Origin of the sequence: Mesorhizobium sp. M7A.F.Ca.US.010.02.1.1, assembly GCF_004023085.1 — a bacterium.
GTDB lineage: Bacteria > Pseudomonadota > Alphaproteobacteria > Rhizobiales > Rhizobiaceae > Mesorhizobium.
In genome coordinates, this window is sequence record NZ_RZRV01000047.1 from 23504 (window position 1) to 45674 (window position 22171).

The following is a 22171-nucleotide window of genomic DNA, read 5'->3' on the forward strand; positions in this document are numbered from 1 at the left end:
CTGCCGGACAGCTACCTTGTTCGGTGGCATGATGCCGTTCGAAAAAATCGAGAAAAGCCTTCATGAAGGTCGTTGAACGCTACATCATGCGCCGCGCTTTCGTGGTCTTCATGGCCGCACTTGTGTGGACGCTGGCGATCGTATGGACGACGCAGGTGCTGGCAAAGATCGACCTGGTCACCGACAGCGGCCAGTCGGCGCTCACCTTCTTCGAAGTCGCCGCCCTCATCCTTCCGTCCATCATCCCGATCGTGGTGCCTTTCGCGCTGGTGGTAGCGGTCGCACAGACACTCAGTGTCATGAATTCGGATTCCGAACTCGCCGTCGTCAACGCCGCGGGGGCCTCGCGCTGGACGATCGTGCGGCCGATCATGTTGCTGGCGCTCGCCGCCGCCGTTTTTTCCTTTGCCGTCGACAACGGCATCGACCCTTACGCACGGCAGAAGAACCGGGCCCTGGTGGCGTCGTCGCGCGCGGATCTGTTGTCGCTGATCATCCAGGAAGGCACCTTCCGCAAGATTGACGACGGGTTGTTCCTGCAGATCGGCGAGCGCCTTCCCAACAATCGGCTGGGTGGCATTTTCGTCGCCGATTCGCGCGAAGAAGGCGTCAACCTCGTCTACTACGCCAAGACCGGAAGCATCATCGAACGCGGCGGTGAAAAGGTGCTGATGATGAATGACGGCGTCATCCATCGCAAAACGCTGACCGGCGATCTCTCCGTCATCCGCTTCACCTCCTATGCCTTCGACATGTCGGCCTTCATGGCGGCGGCTTCGGCGGTGACGCTCCTGCCCAAGGACCAGACGACGCAGTACCTGCTCAACCCGGGCGCCAACGACAAGTATTATCAGCAGAACCCCTATGAATACCGGGCCGAGGTCAACCAACGGTTCTCGGAATGGACCTATTCCATGGTTTTCGCGCTGATCGCGCTTGCGGTCGCTGGCGATGCGCGCTCGCACCGCGAGGCGCGCGTCAATCCGCTGATCACGGCGATCACGATATCGCTGTTCGTGCGTTGGCTGGGCTTTTTTGCCGCCAGCAAGGCGGATGAGGTCCCGCAATATGCGTATATGGTCTATGGCGTGCCGATCGTGGCTTCCGCGGTGGCGATCTGGTTCATCGTCTCCAACCGGACACTGGAACTGCCCGTGACCTGGGCGGACTGGATGACAAACTTCGCCACGCGCATCGCTGACAGCTGGAATGCTTTCAAATTGCGTTTGTCCAGGCGCGGCGCATCAGGCCAAGGGGTCGGCTGATGGGCTGGACACTGGGCCGCTACTTCTTCTTCCGCTATGTGACGATCACCATCTGGTTCTTCATCGGCCTCCTGGCATTGGTGTTCCTGATCGATTTCACCGAGCTGTCCGGACGCACCACCGGCCTGCCCGGCTTCACCTACGGCACGGCGGTAGCCATTTCAGGCCTCCGTATGCCGATGATCATGCTGCAGACGGTGCCGTTCGTCGGTCTCTTCTCGGCGATGGCAACGCTGGTGTCGCTGAACCGGCGCTACGAGCTGGTCATCGCGCGTTCCGCCGGTGTTTCCGCCTGGCAGTTCCTCTTGCCCTGCTGTGTCGGAGCCTTGCTGTTCGGCGTCCTGTCGGTTGGCGTCATCAATCCGCTCGCCGCGCACGCATTCTCCTGGTCCGAGCAGATCGAAACCCAGCTGCGTTCCGGCAAATCGAATACGGTCTCGGCCGATGCCGCGCCCTGGATCCGCCAGAAAACCAGTTCGGGGGACACCATCATCGGTGCGCGGGCCATCCTGAACCAGGGCCTGGAAATGGCCGATGTCGTATTTTTCATTCTCGACCCGCAAGGCAACATCGTCGAGCGCAAGGACGCCGCCCGTGCCTTCCTGCGCGACGGCTATTGGGAATTGCAGGACGTCAAGACGTTCCAGAACGGCACGATCCAGGCATCGGCAACCGATCGCGTACCGACCAATCTGAAGCCCGAATTCGTGCAAGAGCGGCTGGCGCGCCCCGAAACCATCCCCTTCTACGACCTGCCCGGAAAGATCGAGGTTGCCCGCTCCTTCGGCCTCAAGGCAAATGCCTTTGCCATGCAGTTTGATTCGCTCGTGGCGTTGCCGTTCCTTCTCGTCGCCATGACGCTGATCGCGGCAACGGTTTCAATGCGATTTGCCAGGATGGGACAGTCGGCGACGATGATTCTGGGTGGCATCATCGCTGGCTTTCTGCTTTATGTCGTTTCGGTGCTGGTGAAGGCATTCGGCGTGGCGGGATTCGTGCCGACTGTCGTAGCCGCCTGGGTACCGGTCATGGTGGCTATGTTCTTCGGGGTGACTTTCCTGCTATACAAGGAAGACGGCTAGTGAGGGAGGCGTTTTTGCCCAGCAACAGGCAGGCCGGTTTGGCGCGCCTCTATGTGGCGACCGCCTTGGCGTGCGTGCTTGCCTACGCCGTTCCGGCACCGGCGCTCGCGCAGGACGTCGGCGACATGGCGACATCGGTTCCGTCCGGCTCGCAAATGCTGCTGGCGGCCGATACGCTGGTCTATAACAACGACAACCAGACCGTGACCGCCGTTGGCGGCGTGCAGATCGACTATGGTGGCAATCGCCTTGTCGCCCAGCGGGTCGAGTACAACCGCAACACCAAGCGGATGGTGGCGAGCGGCAACGTCGAAGTCATCAACAGCGACGGCACCAAGATCAATTCGCAGCATATCGACATCACCGATGACTTCGCCGACGGCTTCGTCAACGCGTTGCGGGTCGAGACCATCGACAAGGCCTATTTCGCCGCCGAAAGCGCAGAACGCATGGGCGGCGTGCTGACCACTTTCCACAATGGCGTCTACACCGCCTGCGAGCCGTGCGAGGATAAGCCGGACAAAGCGCCGACCTGGCGCGTCAAGGCCAAGAAGATCATCTGGAACGGTGAGAAGAAGACGGTTCGCTTCGAGAATGCGAATTTCGAATTCTTCGGTTTTCCGCTTGCCTATCTGCCTGCATTCGAGATTGCCGACCCGACGGTGAAGCGCAAGAGCGGCTTCCTGATCCCGAGCATCATCTACAAGAGCGATCTCGGCGTCGGCGTGAAAGTCCCCTATTATCTCGCATTGGCGCCGACCTACGACCTGACCGTCACCGGCACCGGCTATACCAGGCAGGGTTTCCTCGGTGAGGCCGAGTGGCGTCAGCGCTTCGACAATGGCGAGTACAGCTTGAAGATCGCCGGGATACACCAGCAGAATCCCGACGCCTTCCTCGACACCACTGCCTTCCCATCCAGTTCTGGCCACAACGTCAATTCGGGCAGCGCCGGCGATCCCAACAAATTCCGCGGCATGATGGGTACCCAGGGGCAGTTCGCCATCAACTCACGCTGGAACTTCGGCTGGGACGTGCTGCTGCAGACCGACAAGAACTTCTCGAACACCTACGGCATCGACAAGTACAATAGCAGCGTCCACCAGTCGTCGGTCTACTTGACGGGTCTCAACGGCCGCAACTATTTCGACGTGCGCGCCATGCATTTCGATGTGCAGGAAGATACGCCTGACGACAATATCTCTGCGCGAAGCGGACAACAGCCGTGGGTGCTGCCGTCGCTCGATTACGCCTATATTCCTGATGCCTCGGTGGCCGGCGGCCAGCTGTCCCTCAATGTCAACGCGCGTGTCATCCGCCGCGACGATGTCGATGAGACCTTCGTCCAGCCCTACAATGCCCTCACTCCGACGCAGCGCGTCCGCGGCATCGAAGGCGAATCGGGCCGTCTCACCGCCGAGGCCGAGTGGAAGCGGAGTTTCGTCACAGATGACGGACTGGTGCTAACGCCGTTGCTCGCGCTGCAGGGCGATGTGGACTACCTCAACGCATCGTCGGCTTCGCTAGACGCCATCGACCGAATGGCAACGCATTTGGGCGAGCAGGACGATATGCGCTCGTCATTTGCCCGTTACATGGCAACCGCGGGCCTCGAGATGCGTTGGCCGGTGCTGTTTTCCATGGCCAGCGGGTCCAGCCATGTCATCGAGCCAATGGCGCAGGTCTTCATGCGTCCGAACGAGCAATATGTCGGCGGCCTCTCAGTGCCCAACGAAGACGCCCAAAGCATGGTCTTCGACGCGACCACCTTGTTCGAGCGCGACAAGTTCTCCGGTTACGACCGCGTCGAAGGCGGTTCGCGCGCCAATGTCGGCTTCCGCTATTCCGGCTCGTACAACAATGGCTGGGGCACCAATGCGATTTTCGGCCAATCCTATCAGATCGGCGGCGAGAACTCCTTTGCCGCGCCGGATCTGGTCAATGTCGGCGCCAATTCCGGCCTCGACACGACCAAGTCCGACTATGTCGGCCTGTTCGGCATCAACAGCCCCAACGGCTTCGCGGCCTCGGTCAGCGGCCGTTTCGACGAACAGAGTTTCGAGGTCCGCCGTGCCGAGGTGAAGGCCGCCTATTCCGGCCTGCCTGTGTCGCTGAGCGCCAAATACGCCTTCATCCAGGCCCAGCCGCTGTACGGTTTCACGGAAGACCGTCACGAAGTCACACTTGGTGCATCCACGCATCTGGCCGAAAACTGGCGCGTCTTCGGCACAGGAACCTACGACCTGCAGCAAAGCCTGCTGGTCAAGGACGGCGTCGGCTTCGCCTACAACGATTCCTGCTTCACTTATCTGATGACCTACTCGCAGTCGCGCGATCTGAACACCAGGGAGGTGTCGCAGACCATCGGCTTCAATCTGTCGTTCCGCACCCTCGGCGAATTCGGCTCGTCGACCAGTGCCATCGACACGATCCAGTAACAATCGGCGACATCGTTTCGCCGCATAGGGCTGGCACGGATTTCGCGCACCTGGAAAGATGAAATTGGGCGGGACCGGGATAGAATTGGGATACCAACGATGAGGAAATACCTCTTTTCAGCAGGTTTAGCGTTGCTCGTGGCGGCGACGTCCGTGTCGATCACCGCAATGACGCCGCCGGCTTTCGCCAGCGAGATCAAATACGTCGTCAACGACGTTCCGGTCACCAGCGGCGACATCGCCCATCGCGCCGCCTTCCTGAAGCTGCAGCGCAAGAAGGGCGATGCCGGCCAGGAAATGATCGACCAGACGCTGCGTATGGCCGAGGCCAAGCGGCTTGGCATCCGCATCAGCGACGCACAGGTCGAGGCGGCGTATCAGCGCTTTGCCTCGAGCAACAAGATGCAGCTCAGCCAGCTTGACGGCGTCATGGAGAAGTCAGGCGTCACCAAGAGCCACTTCAAGGAATTCATCCGCGCCCAGATGGCTTGGAACCAGGCCTTGAGCGCGCGCTACCGTTCCGGCGACGGCACAGGTGCCGTCAGCGAGCAGGATCTGGTAAGGAAGATGCTCGAAAAAGGCGGCGCCAAACCGAGCGCCACCGAATACATGCTGCAGCAGGTCATCTTCGTGGTGCCGGCGACTGAACGCAGCGCGACGCTGGGCAAACGCAAGCGCGAGGCCGACGCCATGCGCGCTCGCTTCAACGGCTGCAAAACGACGCGCGAATTCGCCAAGGGCCTGATCGACGTCACCGTTCGGGATCTGGGCCGGGTGCTCGCGCCGCAACTGCCGCCGGACTGGGCCGAGCAGATCAAGGCGACCAAAGTCGGCGGTGCCACCGCCACGCGCGAAACCGAGCGCGGCGTCGAATTCATCGGCATCTGCTCGTCGCGCGAAGTGTCCGACGACAAGGTCGCGCAGATGGCGTTCCAGGCCGAAGGCTCTGGCGGCGACAAGGATGCCGACGCGCTCAGCAAGAAATATGTCGACGAGCTGAAGGCAAAAGCCCGCATCGTCAAGCGCTGACGTGAGCAACGCAGTGACTGCGCTCGCGTTGAGCGTCGGCGATCCGTCCGGCATTGGGCCGGAGATCGCCATCGCCGCCTTTATGGCGCGGGAAGCTGCCGACCTGCCCCCCTTCTACCTGCTCGCCGATCCGGCACTGATCGCCTCCCGGGCGCGCCTGCTCGGCATTTCGCTGCCGGTCGTCGAAACGACATCAGCGCAAGCGGCGCAGGTCTTTGCCCGCGCCTTGCCGATCGTTCCACTAGCCGCCGGCTGCATCGACAGCCCCGGCCGGCCGGATCCGGCCAATGCGGAAGCCACCATCGAGGCCATCGACCGCGCCGTCGCCGATTGCCTTGCCGGCGAAGCCTCGGCCGTGGTCACCTGCCCGATCGCCAAGAAGCCGCTCTACGATGCCGGCTTTCGCTTTCCCGGCCACACCGAGTATCTGGCGCATCTGGCGGCCCGGCACAGCGGCGTCGAGGCGATGCCGGTGATGATGCTGGCAGGACCCGACCTGCGCACCGTTCCCGTCACCATCCACATCGCGCTGGCCGAGGTGCCGAAGGCACTGACCACCGAACTGATCGTCGCCACTGCGCGCATCACCGCTGCCGATCTCACCGGCCGCTTCGGCATCGCCAAGCCGAGGCTGGCCATTGCCGGGCTCAACCCGCATGCCGGCGAAGGCGGCTCCATGGGCCTTGAGGACGAGCGGATCGTGCGCCCGGCGGTCGACATCCTGCGTGCCGAGGGCATCGACGCTTTCGGCCCTTTGCCGGCCGACACGTTGTTCCATGTCCGGGCGCGGGCGGGCTACGACGCGGCCCTTTGCATGTATCACGACCAGGCGCTGATCCCGGCCAAGGCGCTGGCTTTCGACGAGGCGGTCAATGTCACGCTCGGCCTGCCCTTCATCCGCACCTCGCCCGACCACGGCACGGCCTTCGACATTGCCGGCAAGGGTGTGGCGCGGCCCGACAGCCTGATAGCGGCGCTGAAGCTTGCCCGGCGGCTGGCCGACACGAACACGAAGGCAATCGCCGTATGAGACCTCGGGCATGAGCATCGACGGGCTGCCGCCGCTACGCGAGGTGATCGAGCGTCATGGGTTGCAGGCGAAGAAGGCGCTCGGCCAGAATTTTCTGCTCGACCTCAACCTCACCGGCAAGATCGCGCGCACCGCCGGCGACTTGTCCGATGCAACAGTAATCGAGGTCGGTCCTGGTCCCGGCGGGCTGACCCGCGCCTTGCTCAACAACGGAGCGCGCCATGTGATCGCCATAGAGCGCGACGAACGTTGCCTGGCTGCTCTTGCCGAAGTGTCCGACCACTATCCCGGCCGGCTGGAGGTTGTTTCCGGCGATGCGCTGAAGACGGATTTCGCAGGCCTTGCCAGCCGAGCGACCGGGAACGGCGGTCCGGTCAAGATCGTGGCCAACCTGCCCTACAACATCGGCACGGAGCTGCTGGTGCGCTGGCTGACGGTCAGCGACTGGCCGCCTTTCTACACCTCGATGACTTTGATGTTCCAGCGCGAGGTGGCCGAGCGCATCGTCGCTCCCGCCGGCAGCGACAGCTATGGCCGGTTGGGGGTTCTTGCCGGCTGGCGGACGGAGGCGAGGATCGCCTTCGACGTACCGCCACAGGCATTCACGCCGCCGCCAAAGGTCACCTCCTCGGTGGTGCATCTGGTGCCGCGCCCGACGCCCCTGCCCGCCGAGGTGAAAAAACTCGGCCGCGTCACAGAAGCCGCCTTCGGCCAACGTCGCAAGATGCTGCGGCAAAGCGTGAAGAGCCTCGGCGGCGAGGCCCTGCTCGAACGCGCCGGCATCGATCCGACACGCCGCGCCGAAACGCTGAGCGTCGAGGAGTTCGTGCGGCTGACCAATGCGGTGTAAGAAGCTGCCGATCTCCCACCCCTCGTGGGGGAGATTGGCGCTTCACCGCCTCAGCCCGTCTTCTCGTCCAACAGTCCAGAGACGAAATCGAACAGGCCTGGCCGGCGGTCGCGTCTTAGCCGCTCGGCGACGACGATACCGCGCACTTCGGCGAAGGCGCGGTCAAGGTCGTCATTGACGATGACGAAATCATATTCCTTCCAGTGCTCGATCTCGTTGCGGGCGTTTTTCAGCCGCGTTTCGATCACCGCCTCCTGGTCTTCAGCGCGACGTTTCAGCCGCGCCTTCAACTCCTTCATCGATGGCGGCAGGATGAAGATCGAGACAATGTCGGCGCGCATCTTCTCCTTGAGCTGCTGGGCACCTTGCCAGTCGATGTCGAACAGCATGTCGCGCCCCTCGGACAGCGCCAGTTCGGCCGGTTCGCGCGGCGTCGCATAGCAATTGCCATGCACCTCGGCCCACTCCAGCAGTGCGTCGGAATCACGAAGCCGCTCGAATTCGCGCATCGTCCGAAAATGATAGTGGACGCCTTCGATCTCGCTTCCGCGGCGCGGCCTGGTGGTGACCGAGACCGACAGTTCGAGGCTGGAATCGCTTTCCAGAAGATTGCGCGCGATCGTCGACTTGCCGGCGCCGGATGGCGACGACAGGACGAGCATCAGGCCCCGGCGGCGAATGCGGGACCCCAAATCCTTGGCAACCATCGGCTACTCCAGATTCTGGATCTGTTCACGAAATTGGTCGACCACCGCCTTCAGGTCCAGGCCGATCGCGGTGACGGCTGCGGCATTCGATTTGGAACACAGCGTATTCGATTCGCGGTTAAATTCCTGTGCCAGAAAATCGAGCTTGCGACCGACCGCACCGCCGCCCAGCAGCAGAGCCCGGCCGGACGCGACATGCGTTTTCAGCCGGTCGATCTCTTCGCGAATATCGGCTTTGGTGGCCAGGAACGCCGCCTCCATGTGCAGTCGGGTGGCATCCAGATTGGCGGAAGCGTCCATCAGCAGCCTGACCTGCTCGGCGATGCGTTCGCGAATCACCGTCGTCTCGCGGGATGGATCCACTTCTGCCCGCAGCGTCAGCACCTCGATCGTGTCGATATGACCCGACAACAGCAAAGCCAGCGCGGCTCCTTCGCCCTGACGTGCCTGTTCGAGCCCGTTCAAGGCCACTTCGAGCGCGACCATGATCGCGGCATCGAGCGCGGCCCTCGCCTCCTCGGTTTCGACGGTTTCAGGAATGTCGAGCACGCCGCGCAGCGAAAGCAATCCATCTGACGTCGCCGCAGCAACGCCGAATTGCTCCTGCAGCCGTTTGGCGAGCCCAGCAAGGTCCTTCAGGAAGGCTTCGTTGACGACCGGCTGCGCCTGCGCGCCAACGGCACGGCCGATGGTCAGCGTCGCCTGGAAATTGCCGCGTGCAAAACGTTTCTGAAGTATCTGCCGGACAGCAGGTTCCAACCGTTCGAAGCCTTGCGGCAGCCGCAGCCGTACCTCGACGCTCTTGCCGTTGACGGACTTGACCTCCCAGGCGATCGAGGTGCCTTCGTGCTCGGCGACGGCACGTGCAAAACCGGTCATGCTCTGCAAATTCATATCGCCCACACGTCCCTGGCACATCGCCCCTGAACCGGCTTTCCGGACAGGAACGAGTGCGGCTTGAAAAAAGACTGCGCCGCAGGCGTCGAAATCGGACGCGCGGCGCTCTTCCAAATGTCAGGGCGCTGCCTGTCGGGCAACGCCTTTCTTCATTTACTGGGCAGCGCCCGCGTCACCGCCGCCGGCATTGCTGTCGCCGGTGCCAGTCGTCTTGGCGGCTTTGGCGGCATCATCGGCCTGCTTCTTCAGCAACGCGCGATAGCGGGCGACATTCTCGTTGTGCTCGTCCAGCGTCGCGGCAAAGACGTGCCCGCCGGTGCCGTCGGCAACGAAATAGAGGTCGGCGGTTTTCGACGGATTGGCCACCGCCTCCAGCGCTGCACGACCCGGATTGGCGATCGGCGTCGGCGGCAAGCCATTGATCACATAGGTGTTGTAGGGAGTCTGTTTCTGGATGTCCGACTGGTAGATCGGCCGGTCCGCCGGCTTTCCCTTGCCGCCGAACAGCCCGTAGATGATGGTCGGATCGGATTGCAGGCGCATGCCCTTGGCAAGCCGGTTCAGGAAGACGGCGGCAACTCGCGAACGCTCGTCACCCTTGCCCGTCTCCTTCTCGACGATCGAGGCCAGCGTGACGAACTCCTCGACGCTGGCCAGCGGCAGGTCAGGCGCGCGCCGCTGCCAGACATCGTCGACCAGCTTCTTCTGATCCGCCAGCAGCTTGTCGACCATCTGCTGGCGTGTCGCGCCGCGCGTGAAGCGCAGCGTGTCGGTGGCGAGGCTGCCCTCCGGCGGCGTGGTTGCCGGCATGTCGCCGCTCAAGGCAGTCTCCTCGGCGATGCGCTGCAATGCCTGGTCGACCGTCAGTCCCTCAGGAATGGTCAGCGAATACATCACCGACTTGCCGCTCTTCAAAAGCTCCATGATATCGCGCATGGAAGCCCTGGGCTTGATCTCGTACTCGCCGGCTTTCAGCGCGGAATCATTGCCGAAGGCCCGCACGCCAAGACGGAATACCCGGGCGTCGCTGATCAGCCCCCGGCGTTCGAGCTGGTCGGCGATATCCTGGACGCCGGTGTTCGGCTTGACCAGGAAGGTGTCGCCATTAGCCGAAGGTCCGGGTTCGGTGAATTCCTGCTTGCCGAAATAGACCGCGACGCCGGCCGCCAGGACCACCAGCATCACCGAGGAGATGACGAAGTTCATGAACACGACGACCTGGCTGCGTGACGCACGCGAGCGCTTCGGCGGCGGCGTGCCAGCCTCCGGCCGCAACGCCTCGCTGGCCGTTTTCGGCACGATCGGGCCGGATGTCGGCGGCCGTTGCCCGAATTCTCCGTTGCCTGCCGGATTTGTGTTCATTTCGCCCTACCGTTTGATCGCCCAACGAATCCCCAGCGGCAGAGTAGGGGCGAATATGGCAAAATTGACGGCACGCCAAAGCGCCGCCCGGCAGCCGGACGATCAGCCATTGTAGCGCTGGAAGACCAGCGACGCGTTGGTCCCGCCAAAGCCGAAGGAATTGGACAGCGCCACGTCGATCTGGCGGGCACGCGGCTTGTTCGGCACCAGATCGATCGCGGTTTCGCGTTCCGGGTTATCGAGGTTGATGGTCGGCGGCGCGACATTGTCTCTGATGGCAAGAATAGAGAAGATCGCTTCGGCGGCACCCGCCGCTCCAAGCAGATGGCCGATCGACGACTTGGTTGACGACATCGAAATCTTCGATGCGGCATTGCCGACAAGCCGCTCGACGGCACCGAGCTCAATCGTGTCGGCCATGGTCGAGGTGCCGTGCGCGTTGATGTAGTCGACATCGGCCGGCGTCAACTTGGCCCGGTTCAGTGCCGCCGTCATGCAACGGAAGGCGCCATCGCCATCCTCGGCGGGCGCGGTGATGTGATGCGCATCGCCGGTGAGACCATAACCCGTCACCTCGGCATAGATCTTGGCGCCGCGCGCCCTGGCATGTTCGAGCTCCTCGAGCACGACAACGCCGGCGCCCTCGCCCATGACGAAGCCGTCGCGGTCGCGATCATAGGGTCGCGACGCCGTTTGCGGCGAATCATTGCGTTCCGTCGACAGTGCCCGGCATGCGGCAAAACCGGCGATCGACAGCCGCGTCACCGGCGCTTCGGCGCCACCGGCGACCATCACGTCGGCATCGCCCCACATGATCAACCGGGCAGCATCGCCAATGGCGTGCGCGCCGGTCGAACAGGCCGTGACGACGGCATGGTTCGGGCCTTTCAGCCCGTGCCGGATCGAAACCTGCCCGGAGACGAGATTGATGATCTGGCCCGGGATGAAGAAAGGGCTGATGCGGCGCGGGCCGCGCTCCTTGAGGATCATCGCGTTCTCGGCGATGCCCTCGATGCCGCCGATGCCGGAGCCGATCAGGACGCCGGTGGCACACCGCTCTTCATGCGTCTTGGGTTCCCAGCCGGAATCCTTCAGCGCCTCGTCGGCGGCGGCAATCCCATACAGGATGAAGTCGCCGATCTTGCGCAGTTCCTTCGGCTCGAGCACGGCCTCCGGATTGAAGGTGGCATTGCTGCCGTCACCACGCGGAATGACGTGGGCGATCTTGCAGGCAAGATCCTCCACCTCGAACTCAGTGATGCGCTTGGCAGCGCTGCGGCCGGTCAGAAGTTCCTTCCAGCTGTGCTCGAAGCCCATGCCGAACGGCGACAGCAACCCAAGGCCCGTGACGACGACACGCCTCATCGCAGGTCCTCCCCGGTGATGACTGCGGAAAGCGTCAGGCCGAAGCCTTGTCGATGTACTTCACGGCATCGCCAACGGTCAGGATGGTCTCAGCCGCATCGTCGGGAATTTCGACGCCGAATTCTTCTTCGAACGCCATGACGAGTTCGACCGTGTCGAGGCTGTCGGCGCCCAGATCATCGATGAAGCTCGCCTGCTCCGTCACTTTGTCGGCATCGACGCCAAGGTGCTCGATGACGATCTTCTTGACGCGCTCTGCGGTGTCACTCATTTGGGCATCCTCGTCTTTTGTTTGTCTGTCTTCGTTAGCGGGCAGAATGCCGCTAATCAAGCTGAAAGATGGTCCTGCCGGAAACGCAACGACTACGGACCGGTTTTTGCCCGAACCGCCGGGTTGCGGGCCGCATTACACGAAAAATAGCTGAGGTCCAAGCCGAAATGGTCTCTTTTCACAACCCGCCGGCGTTGCTGCCGAACCTCGTCAGATCATCGCCATGCCGCCATTCACGTGGATGGTCTGGCCGGTGACGTAGGCGGCTTCGTTGGAGGCGAGATAAGCGACGGCGGACGCGACTTCAACGCTGGTGCCCATGCGCCGCGTCGGGATCGCCGCCATGATCGCCTCTTTCTGCTTGTCGTTGAGCTTGTCGGTCATCGCCGATTCGATGAAGCCCGGGGCGACGCAGTTGACGGTAATGTTGCGGGTGGCGATCTCCTGTGCCAGCGATTTGGAAAAGCCGATCATGCCGGCCTTTGAGGCGCAATAATTGGTCTGGCCGGGATTGCCGGTGACGCCGACCACCGAGGTGATGTTGATGATGCGGCCATGGCGGCGGCGCATCATCGGATGGGTGAGTTCGCGGGTCAGCCTGAACACGGCGGTCAGGTTGACTTCGAGCACGGTGTCCCAGTCGGCATCCGACATGCGCACGAACAGCCCGTCCTTGGTGATGCCGGCATTGTTGACCAGGATGTCGACGCCTTCGAGATCGGCCTCGGCTTTCTGGCCGAGCGCCTTGACCTCGTCACGGTTCGACAGGTTGGCCGGGAACAGCTTGACCCGGTCGCCAAGCTCGCTAGCCAGCGCTTCCAGTTTCTCGACGCGGGTGCCATGCAGGCCGACGATCGCGCCCTGCGCATGCAGCATCCTGGCGATCGCCTCGCCGATGCCTCCCGATGCGCCGGTGACGAGCGCCTTGCGGCCAGTCAATTCGAACATGTCTTTTCCTTCTCTCAAACCGGATAACGGTTATCTGTAGACATCACTGCCCCAGAAGTCGTCGCCTTTCATAATACCTTCCTCGCCGCTCCTGATCCGTGCCAGCACCTCGGCGGCAAGGTAGTAGTCTTCTACGTCCTCAAGGCCGCGCTCAATGAACTCACGCATATGATAGGCTCTGCTGCGCCCAGTCTTGGACGCGAGAGCATCCAGGCGCAGCCTGATCTCAGGAGAAAGACGGATCGATGTGGACATGCCCCACCTTAGTTGCGATGCACGTATTCATGTGGCCGCGCATCAGCGAATTCAAGTCAAGCCGTTCAACCAAGCGCCGCTAACGCCCCCTCGACCTCAGCCGCGGTGCCGATCGACGCGGTGGTGATATCGCGGTTGATGCGCCGTGCCAGGCCCGAAAGCACCTTGCCCGCACCGATTTCGTAAAGCGTGGTGATGCCGTTCGCGCCGAACCACTCCACCGTCTCGCGCCAACGCACGCGGCCGGTTATCTGCTCGACAAGGCGGCGGGCGATCTCGTCCGGATCGCTGGTCGGGCTAACCGTGACATTGGATAGGACGGGAACCACCGGCGAATTCTTTGTCACGCCGGCCAGGGCTTCCCGCATGACGTCGGCCGCGGGCGCCATCAGCGCGGAGTGGAAAGGCGCGGAGACCTGCAGCATCAGCGCACGCTTGGCGCCCTTTTCCGTGCACAGTTTCGCCCCCAGTTCGACCGCGGCCTTGGCTCCGGAAATAACCAGCTGACCGCCGCCATTGTCGTTGGCGATCTGACAGACCGACCCTTTGGATGCCTCGGTGCAGGCTGCTTCGACATCGGCCTGTTCCAATCCGATGATCGCCGCCATGGCGCCCTCGCCGGCCGGCACCGCCGCCTGCATGGCATTGCCGCGTATGCGCAGCAACCGGGCGGCATCGGCAACCGAAACGAAGCCAGCAGCGGCCAACGCCGAATATTCGCCCAGCGAATGACCGGCGACATAGGTGACCTTGCCTTTCAGCGAGAAGCCGCGCGATTCCAGCGCCCGGATCACGGCCAGGGACACCGCCATCAGTGCCGGCTGCGCGTTTGCGGTCAGCGTCAACGCCTCTTCCGGCCCTTCCCAGATCAGCTTCGACAAGTTCTCACCAAGTGCGTCGTCGACTTCCTGGAAGACCCTGCGCGCTTCGGGGAAGGCGTCGGCGAGATCCTTGCCCATGCCGACCGCCTGGCTGCCTTGTCCGGGAAAGGTGAATGCGACGGCCATGCGAGGGCTCCCAAGGGCTGGTTTTGCTTGCCTGATAGACGAGTTTTTCTTGCCTGTGAGGCATGGCGGGGCGCCAAGTCAAGCCCGGTTTGACCCTGCCCGACGGCCGCCTCATCCGCCGAGTGCCTGTTCCGAAAGGCTTTTTGGCGATCACTCCTGATGAAAACCGCTCACGATTCGTTTGCTGGCTCTTCTTATTTTGGCCACAGGCGCTAGCTTTGCGTGACAATTCCATGACAATCGAGTGACGTGTTTGTCGCTGGGTGGGGAAGTTTAAGTGGCAAAGAGTTACAAACGCGCCGGCAAGCCCGCGCCACAGTTCCTGGAAGACGACCCCTCCACCGGCTATCTGCCGGGCAGGAGATGGCCGGTCGTGCGCTATGGGCTTGTCAGCCTGGCGATCGCGGCTGTCCTGGTGTTTGCGATCGAACTGATCGTGCGCGGCGATTTTGCTGGCACCGTCTCCTTCTTCCTGCAGCCGCTGAAGCCCGGCTGGACCACCATCGTCGTCTTCGCGCTGATCCTGATCGGCCTCGATGCGGTGCTCGGCCGCAGCCATCAGAGCCTGATGATCGTCGCGCCGCTGACGCTATCCCTTGCCTTCGTCGGCCACCAGAAGTCGCATTATCTCGGCGATCCGCTCTATCCCACCGATTTCCTCTATGCCCGCCAGATCTTCGCGCTGCTGCCGCTTTTGGTGCGCGACCGGCCGATAACCGCGCTCGCCATGGTCGTCGGCATCGTCGCCGGCCTGTCGCTGCTCGTCTACGGCTGGCGGCTGTGGCGCCGCAAGGTTCCCGCGCTCAGCCGCAAGGGCCGCCTTGCCCGGCTGACGCTGGCCGTGCCGCTGCTCGCCTTCTTCGTTTCGATCATGGACTACGCCACCTTCTCCTGGACCAGGGATCGGCTGCAGATCATCCCGATCATGTGGGACCAGAAGGAAAACTATGCCTCCAACGGCTTTGCGCTGGCTTTTGCGCTCAATGTGCCGATGGCGCATGTCTCGGCGCCGCCGGGCTATTCCGACAAGGCGATCGCAGCGATAGCCAGGCCCGGTGTGACCGCCTCGGTGCCGGCCGAGAAGCCGGACATCATCATCGTCATGAGCGAATCCTTCTGGGATCCGACCAGGTTGCCTGGCGTCACCATCACGCCAGATCCAATCCCCAATGTGCGGGCGCTGCGCTCGGGCTCGATGTTCTCGCCGGAGTTCGGCGGCATGACCGCCAATATCGAGTTCGAGGCGCTGACCGGCTTCTCCAACGCGTTCCTGCCGGCAGGCAGCATCCCCTATCAGCAATATGTGCGCACGCCGACGCCTTCGCTCGCGACCTTCCTGAAGAGCCAGGGTTACCGGGCGCGCGCCATCCATCCCGGTACCAACTGGTTCTGGAACCGTGGCGCGGTCTATGCCGATTTCGGCTTCAACGATTTCAAGTCGGAAGAGACGCTGCCGCCAATGCAAAAACGCGGGCCACTGGCATCGGATGCCGCGATGACCGACGAGATCATCAGCGAGGCTGACGCCAGCGATGAGCCGGTGTTCTTCTTTGCGGTCAGCCTGCAGAACCACGGTCCCTACGAGCCGAACCGCTATTACAATCCGACGCACACGGTGCAGGCGCCAATCAGCCAGTGGGCGCGCGAATCGCTGCTCAGTTACGCCGAGGGCTCAGCCGATGCCGATCGCGGTCTCGAACGCCTCGTCGAATGGGCCAAGAAACGCTCCCGCCCCACCGTGATCGCCTTCTTCGGCGACCATCTGCCGCCGCTGGGGCCGGTCTACGTCGAAACCGGCTTCCTCAAGGACAATGTCGCGCCGCGCAAGGAAGCGTCGCCCGAGGCCGCCCTCGAACACCACGAGACGCCGCTGGTCATCTGGTCGAACCGCACCGGACCGGCTGAGCACATGGGTGCCGTCAGCCCAGCCTTCCTGCCCTATCATATCCTGAAAACGGCCGGGATCAGCCATCCCTACTACACCGGCTTCCTGGGCGAGATGAGCGAACGCTACCGTGTCGTCGACCGCAATCTTCTGCTGACGCCGGCTGGCGAAGCCACGCCCGATTGGGCGCGACAGAAGGAGATCGATCCGGCAATCCGCGATTTCCGCCTGCTGCAGTACGATATGATGTTCGGCAAACGCCACGCCGCGCCCGACTTCTTCCCCGAAACCGTCGACAAGATTGTCGCCCATACGAGTTGAGATCGCCTTTAGTTCGTCAATTGCAGCTTCGAGAACTTGTTGGCAATCTGCTGGAAGACGTCCGGCAATTTGGTCGGATCGTTGACTGCATAATAGCCGCTCGGATCAGAGGCGCATGCGCTGTAAAGCGCACGGTTGGCTGCGGTGTCGGACTGCAGCACCATGGTGTAGATCTGTACGCCCTGGTCCTTCAATTGGGTGCAGACGCTTTTGGTCCAGCCATCGACGTTGCGTGCCGCCGTCGTCTGGTTATCCGATCCGAAACGGCCGCCGGCCAGATAGCCATATGATGTGTAGTCAGACTTCGTCGGCTGTTGGCTGGCGCCATAGACGACGTTCTCACCGTCGGTGAGCAACAGCACGATCTTGCTGATGCCGGGCGTCTTCCACGGCGCTCCATCGGTGTAGGGCGCGGCGGGCGACAGCACCCGCATACCCCATGACAGGCCCTCGGAGACATTGGTGCCCGCACCGTTCCACTCGGTCATCTGACTGGCTGCCTTGCGCAGCTTGTCGAAATCGTCGGTCAGGGGGACCACCGGGGTCGGACACGCACGGTTCGGGCCGATAGTGATGGGAGAGCCGGTCTCGGTGATGAGTTCCTTGGCGGGCGCAACATATTTGGCGATCTTTTCCCTGGCAGCCCTGTCATCGGGTGACAAAAGGTCGATGAGGTTGCCGAGCAGGTTGCTGAGATCGATGCCCAGAATGTTGATGCCCGACTGGGCAAGCCTGGTTTTGTCGCTGACATCGTTGAGGTAGGAGTTGTTGTAGTATTTGTCCGAATTGCCATAGGCGCCAGACGGCTTTTGGGCGTCTTCGGGATCGTCCGGCGCAAAGTACGGCACGAACAGCGTGTCGGGCTTGGCCGTGTCGGGTGGCGTGTCGGAGATATTGTAAGCGCCTGGCCGCGCCTCGACACAACCCTTCCATCCGGTGCCATTCCATCCGGCATCGGTCCATCCGGTCTTCTTGAGCTGTTTGAAAAGCGCCATGTGGTTCGGTCGCTTGCCGTCGATGACGGGAAAATTGACGCCGTTGGTCGAGGACTTGCCGTCCATGTCGATCCAGGACGGATCGAAGCCGTCGCCATTGACGTTGACAGCGGTTACGAAAGGAACCAGCGAGGCGCGGATCTTGCGCGTCGGCGATTTCGCCGCTTCGAGCGTGTCGAGCAACGATTTTGTCGCCGTCCTCAACGCCGTCATGCGCGCGCCGGCCATCGAGCCGGTGTTGTCCAGCACCAGCACGACTTCGAGCTGGTTGTTCGATTCGACCGCCGAGGCATCGACGACGATGCGCTTGCTGTCGCCGAACAGGAAGGCGAAGTTGAGATTGACGTCCGCCGAGGCAACCGCCTTTGTCTTGACGAAGTTGACGCCCTTGTCGACAGTCAACGTCGCCTGCGCATTGCCGAGCTCGCCATGACCGACGATGTTGGCTTGGAAATAGCGGTTGAAAGCGTCATTGCGGGTGATGTCGAGATCGCCAAGGTGCGAGGAAGCAAGGTTTGCCGAATCGAGAGCGTTCTGCAAATTGCTCTTGGCCCGCATAAGGGTCGAGACATCGGTTGCGAAAGCGACTGCTGTCAGGATGACCGGCAAACCCAGTGCCAGCACAAGCGTGAAATTGCCGCTCTTCGAGCGCCAGAATTTGTCGAGAAGCATCCTTACCCCCGGAAATGCTTGCCGCTTTTGTGCGGTCGTCCGGGCTTTTGCGCCTTCCATGATGAATCGACCGTTGACGGCTGGGCTTCAACTCCACACAACCTTCTAGTGTGGTTAAGACGTGGTTCCCGGAAACCACAACTTCCGCCGTTGCTGCTCCCCGATCGTCACGTGGGACACACGGGAATGCCGCTTGCCCTTGCTTTACGGTCGGATTGCTATATAGACGCCCGCAATCTGCCGGTCCTTGCTGGGGGCTGAACGGAGGGCCGGAGGTTTTTTAGAACCTTCGTGTGAAGCCGGAAGTGCTTCCGCCTCCCGTGTCTCCGCTCTCGACCGTCTCGTCATGCTCCTTTCTTCCCCCTGCCCCTTCGAGGGTTTGCGGGTCAGAGAAGTTGCAGAGGCTTTTGCCGCCGGGAACCGGGAGAGAAACGAAGAAAGGCATAAGACATAATGGCTCTTTACGAACATGTGTTTCTTGCCCGGCAGGACCTCTCGCAGCAGCAGGTCGATGCTCTTGTCGAACAGTACAAGGGTGTCATCTCCGCGAATGGCGGGTCCGTCGGCCGGGTCGAGAATTGGGGACTGAAGTCCCTCACCTACCGGGTCAACAAGAACCGGAAGGCTTACTACACGCTGATGGACCTGAATTGCCCAGCGGCCGCGCTCAACGAGATGGAGCGCCAGATGGGCCTGTCCGAAGACGTGCTGCGCTTCCTGACCATCAAGGTCGAGGCGCATGAGGAAGGCCCGTCGGCCATGATGCAGAAGCGCGAAGAGCGCTCGGAACGCGGCGGCTTCGGCGACCGCGACCGTGGCGATCGTGGCCCGCGCTCGTTCGGCGACCGTGATCGCGGCGACCGTGGCGATCGTCCGCCGCGCTCGTTCGGCGACGCCGGTGCCGATCGTGGTCCGCGCCGTCCGCGCGAAGGCTTTGAAGGGGGTGCAGAATAATGGTCGACATCAATCAGATCCCGACCCGGCGCCCGTTCCATCGCCGCCGCAAGACCTGCCCGTTCTCAGGCGCCAACGCGCCCAAGATCGACTACAAGGACGTGCGTCTCCTGCAGCGCTACATTTCTGAGCGCGGCAAGATCGTGCCGTCGCGCATCACCGCCGTCAGCCAGAAGAAGCAGCGCGAACTCGCCAAGGCAATCAAGCGCGCCCGCTTCCTCGGCCTGCTGCCCTACGTGGTTCGCTAATAGCGTCAATGCGGGCGGCTCGCCGCCCGCTCTTCTCCCGCGGCGACGGGCGCCGCAGGGTTGGACATCAAATCCCGGGTTGAGGTCAAAAACCTCTAACTGCCGCGACAGGCAGGACAGCGTCACCAGCGCCCCCGGCGCTCAAGCTTCCTGACCTGTTCCAGAGACATTCGGCGTCGATCTCATCGATCGATTGGCGCCCAACCGAAGGAACAAAACCATGGACGTCATTCTTCTCGAACGCGTTTCCCGCCTCGGCCAGATGGGCGACACCGTCAAGGTCAAGGACGGCTTTGCCCGTAACTTCCTGCTGCCGCAGGGCAAGGCGCTGCGCGCCAACGAAGCCAACAAGAAGAAGTTCGAAGGCCAGCGCGCCCAACTCGAAGCCCGTAACCTCGAGCGCAAGTCGGAAGCGGCCCAGATCGCCGAAAAGCTCGACGGCAAGAGCTTCATCGCCGTCCGCTCCGCCGGCGAAACCGGGCAGCTTTACGGTTCCGTTTCGACCCGCGACATCGCCGATCTGCTGACGGCGGAAGGTTTCTCGATCAACCGCAACCAGATCCTGCTCAACCAGCCGATCAAGACCATCGGTGTCACCAATGTGGCGATCGCGCTCCATCCGGAAGTCGAGGTCACCGTCACGCTCAACATCGCCCGCACGGCCGACGAAGCCGAGCGCCAGGCCAAAGGCGAGACACTGACCACCGCCGAAGCCATCTATGGCGACGACATCAACGACAACGCCCGGCCGGAGAACTTCTTCGATCCGAACACCGAGTTCGAGGGCGGCGAAGACAACGCCTGATCACACTTCGCAAGACGATTGGAGCCATGGGCTGATCACGACTTAAAGCCAAGCTCCGATCACTTTGCCGTCATCCAGCCATGCTGGACCAATGCCCGGGTCTCTCGCCCGGGCATTTTTGTGCCAAATGGAACTTTTCGAACCCCTATATATTGTTGCAGACTATGGCGTAGCGCGTCCTTTGGCCGCGCAAAGCACGCTGTGCAACTTTGGTTCGGCGCAAGACCCCCGGCGAAATCGATCCCGATTTTCGCGGTCACGCGCCAAGGCAGCCTGTCTGGCCGAGAGGGGACATTTGGTCATGAATATTCTGTTGAAGCGCGTTCTCGACCGCCTGGTGCGCACCGGCAATCTCAAGGTGACCGGCCCCAAGGGCTCGGCTGTGGTTTTCGGCGACGGCAGCGGCGAACCGGTGCACATGCATATCAAGACGGCGCATGCCGAGCGCGCCATCACCTTCGATCCAATGTTGGCGGTTCCGGAATCCTACATGGACGGCGAACTCGACATCCTCGAAGGCGGGGTGCTGGGCGTGATGCGCATCGCTTTCCAGAACATGGGCAGCGGCGGCATCGACGCCACCTGGTCGAAGGCCATCGAAGGGCTGCGCCACGCCTTCCGCCGCCTGCAGCAGATCAACACCGCCTCGCGCTCGCGCCGCAACGTGCAGCGCCACTACGATTTGTCGGGCGACCTCTACCGGCTCTTCCTCGACCAGGACATGCAGTATTCCTGCGCCTATTTCGAGCAGCCGGACATGACGCTGGACGAAGCGCAGGCCGCCAAGAAGCGCCACATCGCCGCCAAGCTCCGGCTGAAAGCCGGCCAGACGGTGCTCGACATCGGCTCCGGCTGGGGCGGGCTTGGCCTCTACCTCGCCAAGGCGTTCGACGTCGACGTGCAGGGCGTGACGCTGTCGACCGAGCAGCATGGCGTCGCCACCGACCGGGCGCACGCGCAAGGGCTGGAAAGCCGCGTGCATTTCGAGCTCAAGGACTACCGCGAACTCAACGAGCGTTTCGATCGCATCGTCTCGGTCGGCATGTTCGAGCATGTCGGCGTCAACCACTACCGTACGTTCTTCGACAAGAGCGCGACGCTGCTCAAGCCCGATGGCGTGATGCTGTTGCACACGATCGGTCGTTCCGGCGTGCCGTGGGCGACCAGCGCATTCATCCGCAAATACATCTTCCCGGGCGGCTATATCCCTTCGCTCTCGGAAGTCATGCCGGCGATCGAAAAGTCGGGCCTGGTCGTCACCGACGTCGAGATCCTGCGGCTCCACTATGCCGATACGCTGAAGCACTGGGGCGAGCGCTTCGCTGCCAACCGCGACAAGGCCAAGGCGATCTATGACGAGCGCTTCTGCCGCATGTGGGAATTCTATCTGGCGGCCTCGGAAGCCGCCTTCCGCTGGCAGGACCTGGTCATCTTCCAGATCCAGATCACCAAGAAGAACGATACGCTGCCTATGTCGCGCGACTACATGGCCAAATGCGAAAAGGCGCTCGAGATACGCGATATGGGGCATCGTGAAACGGCTCCCGTCAAAAAGAGCCCGACCGCCAAGCCAGCTCGTCGCCGCAAGGTTGCGGACCAGGAATAGCATTGCCGCTTGCCATTGCCGGCGCCTGCACTGAAAAAGGTCCCGTGACCGTTGAACTGACCCCCGAAAGTTGGACACAACCTTCGGGGGTTTTGCATGTCCAAATACAGCGAGAGTTTCAAGCGCTCGGTTGTCGATAGCTATTTAGGCGGGGATGAGAGCTGCGCGAGTGCGGCGTC

Annotated in this window: 20 protein-coding genes; 11 read left to right on the top strand and 9 right to left on the bottom strand. The window is 62.3% G+C overall.

Features of this window, described 5'->3' with window-relative positions:
• Nucleotides 1-62: 62 nt before the first annotated feature.
• The 6 genes from lptF to rsmA all read left to right on the top strand — a co-directional run bounded on the left by lptF (nucleotide 63) and on the right by rsmA (nucleotide 7694).
• Nucleotides 63-1265 carry an LPS export ABC transporter permease LptF gene (gene lptF / locus EOA19_RS30280; protein WP_128305684.1) on the top strand — a complete coding sequence of 401 codons (1203 nt, stop codon included), beginning with the start codon at nucleotides 63-65 and terminating at the stop codon, nucleotides 1263-1265.
• Entirely contained in the window at nucleotides 1262-2347 is a 1086-nt protein-coding gene (gene lptG / locus EOA19_RS30285) for an LPS export ABC transporter permease LptG (protein ID WP_206638135.1), read from the top strand. The genes lptF and lptG overlap by 4 nt, the downstream gene beginning before the upstream one ends.
• Nucleotides 2347-4785: an LPS-assembly protein LptD gene (locus EOA19_RS30290; RefSeq protein WP_164893080.1), complete on the top strand. Its 2439-nt coding sequence runs from the start codon at nucleotides 2347-2349 to the stop codon at nucleotides 4783-4785. Before lptG ends, EOA19_RS30290 begins: the two co-directional genes overlap by 1 nt.
• Nucleotides 4786-4884: 99 nt before the next feature.
• Complete coding sequence (locus EOA19_RS30295; protein ID WP_128305687.1) at nucleotides 4885-5814, top strand: peptidylprolyl isomerase; 930 nt, start codon at nucleotides 4885-4887, stop codon at nucleotides 5812-5814.
• A gap of 1 nt (nucleotide 5815) precedes the next feature.
• On the top strand, nucleotides 5816-6844 hold the full coding sequence (gene pdxA / locus EOA19_RS30300) for a 4-hydroxythreonine-4-phosphate dehydrogenase PdxA (RefSeq protein WP_128305688.1): 1029 nt from the start codon (nucleotides 5816-5818) through the stop codon (nucleotides 6842-6844).
• Nucleotides 6845-6854: 10 nt separating this feature from the next.
• Nucleotides 6855-7694: a 16S rRNA (adenine(1518)-N(6)/adenine(1519)-N(6))-dimethyltransferase RsmA gene (gene rsmA / locus EOA19_RS30305; protein ID WP_128305689.1), complete on the top strand. Its 840-nt coding sequence runs from the start codon at nucleotides 6855-6857 to the stop codon at nucleotides 7692-7694.
• Nucleotides 7695-7744: 50 nt separating this feature from the next.
• On the opposite strand, the gene gmk is transcribed toward rsmA, so the two are convergent.
• The 8 genes from gmk to fabD form a co-directional block, all read right to left on the bottom strand.
• Complete coding sequence (gmk, locus tag EOA19_RS30310; protein ID WP_013532512.1) at nucleotides 7745-8401, bottom strand: guanylate kinase; 657 nt, start codon at nucleotides 8399-8401, stop codon at nucleotides 7745-7747.
• Nucleotides 8402-8404: 3 nt separating this feature from the next.
• A complete protein-coding gene (locus tag EOA19_RS30315) occupies nucleotides 8405-9295 on the bottom strand; it encodes a YicC/YloC family endoribonuclease (RefSeq protein ID WP_023813765.1) in 891 nt (296 codons plus the stop codon).
• A gap of 156 nt (nucleotides 9296-9451) precedes the next feature.
• Nucleotides 9452-10660 (bottom strand): endolytic transglycosylase MltG, encoded by a 1209-nt coding sequence (gene mltG / locus EOA19_RS30320; protein ID WP_128305690.1) that lies wholly within the window; start codon nucleotides 10658-10660, stop codon nucleotides 9452-9454.
• A gap of 102 nt (nucleotides 10661-10762) precedes the next feature.
• Nucleotides 10763-12025, bottom strand: coding sequence for a beta-ketoacyl-ACP synthase II (gene fabF / locus EOA19_RS30325; RefSeq protein WP_127273339.1), 1263 nt, complete (start codon nucleotides 12023-12025; stop codon nucleotides 10763-10765).
• A gap of 34 nt (nucleotides 12026-12059) precedes the next feature.
• On the bottom strand, nucleotides 12060-12296 hold the full coding sequence (locus EOA19_RS30330; RefSeq protein WP_006203723.1) for an acyl carrier protein: 237 nt from the start codon (nucleotides 12294-12296) through the stop codon (nucleotides 12060-12062).
• Nucleotides 12297-12506: 210 nt separating this feature from the next.
• On the bottom strand, nucleotides 12507-13244 hold the full coding sequence (gene fabG / locus EOA19_RS30335) for a 3-oxoacyl-[acyl-carrier-protein] reductase (RefSeq protein WP_023813762.1): 738 nt from the start codon (nucleotides 13242-13244) through the stop codon (nucleotides 12507-12509).
• A gap of 30 nt (nucleotides 13245-13274) precedes the next feature.
• The gene (locus EOA19_RS30340) at nucleotides 13275-13499 is read right to left on the bottom strand and encodes a ribbon-helix-helix protein, CopG family (protein WP_128305691.1); all 225 of its coding nucleotides are present in this window, start codon (nucleotides 13497-13499) and stop codon (nucleotides 13275-13277) included.
• Between the two features lie 65 nt (nucleotides 13500-13564).
• Nucleotides 13565-14506, bottom strand: coding sequence for an ACP S-malonyltransferase (gene fabD, locus EOA19_RS30345; protein WP_128305692.1), 942 nt, complete (start codon nucleotides 14504-14506; stop codon nucleotides 13565-13567).
• Nucleotides 14507-14783: 277 nt separating this feature from the next.
• On the opposite strand from fabD, the gene EOA19_RS30350 reads away from it, so the two are divergent.
• Nucleotides 14784-16712, top strand: a complete 1929-nt coding sequence (locus EOA19_RS30350; RefSeq protein WP_128305693.1) for an LTA synthase family protein — start codon at nucleotides 14784-14786, stop codon at nucleotides 16710-16712.
• An 8-nt stretch (nucleotides 16713-16720) separates the two neighbouring features.
• On the opposite strand, the gene EOA19_RS30355 is transcribed toward EOA19_RS30350, so the two are convergent.
• A complete protein-coding gene (locus EOA19_RS30355; protein WP_128305694.1) occupies nucleotides 16721-18379 on the bottom strand; it encodes a pilus assembly protein in 1659 nt (552 codons plus the stop codon).
• Nucleotides 18380-18832: 453 nt separating this feature from the next.
• Between EOA19_RS30355 and rpsF the strand changes: the two genes are divergently transcribed.
• The 4 genes from rpsF (at nucleotide 18833) to EOA19_RS30375 (ending at nucleotide 21992) form a co-directional block, all read left to right on the top strand.
• A complete protein-coding gene (gene rpsF / locus EOA19_RS30360) occupies nucleotides 18833-19333 on the top strand; it encodes a 30S ribosomal protein S6 (RefSeq protein WP_013532520.1) in 501 nt (166 codons plus the stop codon).
• The gene (gene rpsR, locus EOA19_RS30365; RefSeq protein ID WP_006203718.1) at nucleotides 19333-19581 is read left to right on the top strand and encodes a 30S ribosomal protein S18; all 249 of its coding nucleotides are present in this window, start codon (nucleotides 19333-19335) and stop codon (nucleotides 19579-19581) included. Before rpsF ends, rpsR begins: the two co-directional genes overlap by 1 nt.
• A gap of 220 nt (nucleotides 19582-19801) precedes the next feature.
• Nucleotides 19802-20386, top strand: coding sequence for a 50S ribosomal protein L9 (rplI, locus tag EOA19_RS30370; RefSeq protein WP_127289263.1), 585 nt, complete (start codon nucleotides 19802-19804; stop codon nucleotides 20384-20386).
• A 301-nt stretch (nucleotides 20387-20687) separates the two neighbouring features.
• Nucleotides 20688-21992, top strand: coding sequence for a cyclopropane-fatty-acyl-phospholipid synthase family protein (locus tag EOA19_RS30375; protein WP_128305695.1), 1305 nt, complete (start codon nucleotides 20688-20690; stop codon nucleotides 21990-21992).
• The last annotated feature ends 179 nt before the right edge of the window (nucleotides 21993-22171 follow it).